Raw genomic sequence first — 4,059 nt, forward strand, 5'->3', positions numbered from 1 at the left:
TCATTAATCGGGGATCTTAAGCTAGTATTAGCTACCATTGTTATAATTATTATTGGCATTATTTATTCTTGACTGGATGTAACTATGTCTGTTAATAATTTATCTTGATCGAGTATTTGAATTTGAGAAGCCGAAACAAGGCTACTAAACTAGTGGATAATATTTACAATATTTAAGGTTGATTTTTAGTAAACCTTCAACCTTAAACCAAACAACCTTCAACCTTAAACCAAACAACCTTCAACCTTAAACCAAACAACCTTCAACCTTAAACCAAACAACCTTCAACCTTAAACCAAACAACCAAACAACCAAGTAAATTATAGATTTATCCAGAAATTACATAGGACCATAGGAGGTGAATCCTATGAAAACTGAAGAGCGTGACCTGCGTTTAGAATTACTAAACAGTTTATTAACTACACCCCATCGTAAGCTGGAGCAAGTAACAGAATTGCACCAACTGATGGTAGAACTTGACCCAATTTTTTACGGTCACTTAGCGGTTTGGTACGAAAATCATGGGGATGTCCGGGACCACAAAGAAGTGTTTTTAGGTCATTTGTTGACTAGCAATTTGACTGAACACCGAGATGCTGGCTTTGTGATGCTGCAAAAATTCCCACCCTACCAGGTGGCACGAGTAGTGGATTTTATGAAGCAGCAGCGCAATAAGGTGCCTCGTTCGGCTCGGACAGCAGTGCGGCGCTACCTTAAAACACGGGAAAAGACTCCAGCATTGTTTGACCGAGCAGCATTGCGGGGTCGAAAGGCGATGAAGCATCTCTATGCTAGTTTACATATTAAGCCTAGCCCTAGAGCAGATGCAGTCTTATTTAAGGATCATCCTCCAGAAGGTTCTTTAGCTTGGATACTCAAGCAGTTAGCGAAAACGGAAACTGCTGCTGAACAGGCGCAATTGATTGTTGAACATAAGATTCCCTACACCATCGCCATTGGTGCTGTGCGCTCTGTCACTCCTACGGTGTTGGTAGCACTAATCAATTCCATGACACCCCAAGAGGTAATTAATAATCTCAAATCCCTCCAAGGGCGGGGTGCGATGGAACACCCACAGGTCAAGGAGTTGATTGAGGCAAAGCTAGAACAGGCACAGACAAGCGATCGCGTTTCTGCGTTCAAGGCACAAGTTGCTGCTGAAGCTGCTCAGTTAGATACTCAAACTCTTGCTAAGTTAAAACAAGTTACCAATGAGCAAGTAAAGCGCAAGGGTACCATTACCAAGCCCACTGGTCTACTAGTGGACAAGTCCGGTTCAATGGACAAAGCCATTGAAGTTGGTAAGCGGCTGGCAGCCCTAATCTCTGGTATTACTGAAGCTGAGCTGTTTGTCTATGCCTTCGATACCATGCCTTACCCAGTTAAGGCTCAAGGAAAAGAGTTGAGTGACTGGGAACGTGCCTTCAGGCACATCAAAGCAGGGGGTGGAACTAGCATTGGTTGTGGTTTAGAAGTAATGCGCTCTCGGAAGCAGGCGGTTGACCAGATTATCTTGGTTACCGATGAAGGTGAAAACACAGCACCTTACTTTGGTAAAGTTTACAAGACCTACTCTCGTGAATTGGGATTGATGCCCAATGTGATTATTGTCCGAGTTGGTTACTCCTACGACTGGGTGGAAACTACACTGAAGCAGCAAGAGGTGCCAGTAGAAACCTTTACCTTTGCTGGAGATTACTATTCTCTACCAAACCTGGTTCCACTGATGACTCGTCCGTCACGGCTAGACTTATTGATGGAAATTTTGGATACACCGCTACCGGTGCGAAATGATAAGTAGTCGTGATTAAATGATAAGTAGTCGTGATTATTTGAATAAATTTTAACGACTTGTGTGCCCTAACAGCCAGAGCTTACATACATTAGTACGAGAGGAAAATTACCGTTACTCTAACGTAGCGGGCGTGAAGCGAGGAAGGCGCAAAGAACCCGGAATGTGGGCTTAGAAGTAGCCATCATTTAAAGAGTGTGTAGTAACTCACCGGCGGAGTTCCTTCTAAGTGACGAACGCTTTTGCTCTGGCGACTTGCACATTGCGATGCAGCGCCCCCAAAGGGGGTTTCCCCCATGAGCGACTGCATCAATACAATATGTATACAATAGAGCAGGATCTTGATACTCCCATCGCTAAATCAAGCGATTATAGCGTTCGCGTAGCGGCTCCAAAGGAGCTGGGATTCTTAAGAGTAAAAACTCTTAACGGCTGAACCAAACAGCCTCTAGACTCTCCGATCAAATCATTGAGCTTACTTGTATTTTGGTCTACGCTTCTAGCAGGGGCTTTTCAGCTTGCGCGCAAACCGGCACCTAAAAGGCGCATTAATATTCCTTAATCCTAGCATAGATTATCAAAAAGCGCAACAGATCCAGTCTCCAATTCCCCTCCCGCGCTTCATGCGCGGGTATAACGGTAGTCCCCTTGGAGTTGAATGATGGCAAATATCCTCGACCTCATCAATCAAATTGCTGCAAAGGAAGCGCAACTGAGTGACAATCAATTCCTCGCTCCCTGTGTACGTGGGGGACGGGTAAGAACTCGTGTTGCTGGAATGATTTATACATTTTCCCCTAAGCCTCGTAACTTTGAAGGATGGGGTATTTTTCAGCCAGTCAACGAGAAAGTGGCAACTGTGGTGGAAGAGCCAGATGTGTTTCAACTTGATGAGTATTGGCAACTGCTCCAACCGTTGCGTTTACGACTAGCTTATCAATTGTCGGGAAAGACCTGGCTAGGGTATCCAGTCAATGAATCGGATGCTCGTCAGCGCTTTGGCACGGTTAAACCTATTCCTATCCATCTGGTAGAGGGCGGGGTAGCCTTTGAACAAGTGGTGGCTCGTGGGGATGGTAAAGCTTGGTGGTTTCAACAGCTTGACCGTAAGGGAGATCCTTTACTAGCAGAACAACTTAGAGAGCAGTTAAAGCAAATAACACCACCTGAAGAACTGGATGTAAAGGGGCTGACACCAGAAATGAGAATAGTTTATGACTTGGTAACACAACAGACTAAAGATTTTAAAGGTAAAGCTCTGCATCAACGGGATCACAGAAGGCTGGAACAAGCTTTGGAAATGGGTGGGGGAGCACTGCAACAGTTCCATGACCGGGGAGAATTCTGGCAGGTGCGCTGGAGCACTGCTGACGGTAAACACCACATATCAGCGATATCTAAACAGGATCTGACTGTAATCAGTTCTGGGATTTGTCTGAGTGGACGCGATCGCGATTTTGATTTACAGTCCTTGGTTGGGGTGATTGAGGGACGATATCGGGATTAGGATTATGTCAATTTTTTTCCACGAACAACTCTACCGTACCTCCCAAGTCATGGCTCAGTTACGTGACTACCCCGTAACCGTGTGTGGTGCGGGAGCACTTGGAGCAAATATTACCGAAAATTTAGCTCGTTCAGGGTTTGGAAAGCTTAAGGTGATTGATTGCGATCGCATTGAAGAACGCAATCTTTCTACCCAACCCTACTACCGCTCTGATATTGGTGCCCATAAAGCCAAAATCCTGGCCCATTCCCTCTACCAAGCGGTTGGGGTAAAATTGGAGGCTAAGGTTAAGGAATTAACTACAGCTAATACCAAACAATTACTGAATAATTCTACTTTAGTCATTGACACCTTTGATAACAGTGTCGCTCGTCAAGCCGTAAAAGATTACTGTGATAGTTCCCAAACCCCTTGTCTTCATGTGGGGTTAGCAGAAGACTACAGTGAGATAATTTGGAATGAAAATTATCGAGTTCCTTCCCCAGTTAATGATGATGTTTGTGATTATCCATTAGCTCGGAATTTAGTGCTGATGACTACAGCAGTTGCTACTGAAGTCATCATTGAATTTATTAGCACAACCAAAAAACTAGATTTCACCTTCACCTTGAGAGATTTAACTATCAAGGCCATATTATAATTCGGGGATCTACCTCGCCCTTGGGGTTTTAGGGAACAGGGAACAGGGAACAGGGAACAGGGAAGATATAAGAGGGAATAGGTAATAGGGAATAGGGAATAGCGATACAACGCTACTCAA

The 4,059-nt window shown here is 44.5% G+C and carries 3 protein-coding genes and 1 other annotated feature; all 3 genes read left to right on the forward strand.

The window, feature by feature from the left end:
* Positions 1-367 precede the first annotated feature (367 nt).
* Positions 368-1,801, forward strand: coding sequence for a vWA domain-containing protein (locus F6J94_RS31340; protein ID WP_293047406.1), 1,434 nt, complete (start codon positions 368-370; stop codon positions 1,799-1,801).
* Positions 1,802-1,935: 134 nt separating this feature from the next.
* Positions 1,936-2,018, forward strand: a sequence feature (23S ribosomal RNA rRNA prediction is too short).
* A gap of 432 nt (positions 2,019-2,450) precedes the next feature.
* Positions 2,451-3,299, forward strand: a complete 849-nt coding sequence (locus F6J94_RS31345) for a hypothetical protein (RefSeq protein WP_367142301.1) — start codon at positions 2,451-2,453, stop codon at positions 3,297-3,299.
* Positions 3,300-3,303: 4 nt separating this feature from the next.
* A complete protein-coding gene (locus F6J94_RS31350; RefSeq protein WP_293047408.1) occupies positions 3,304-3,939 on the forward strand; it encodes a ThiF family adenylyltransferase in 636 nt (211 codons plus the stop codon).
* The last annotated feature ends 120 nt before the right edge of the window (positions 3,940-4,059 follow it).

The organism is Moorena sp. SIO1F2 (assembly GCF_010672755.1).
In the GTDB taxonomy this organism is placed as follows: domain Bacteria; phylum Cyanobacteriota; class Cyanobacteriia; order Cyanobacteriales; family Coleofasciculaceae; genus Moorena.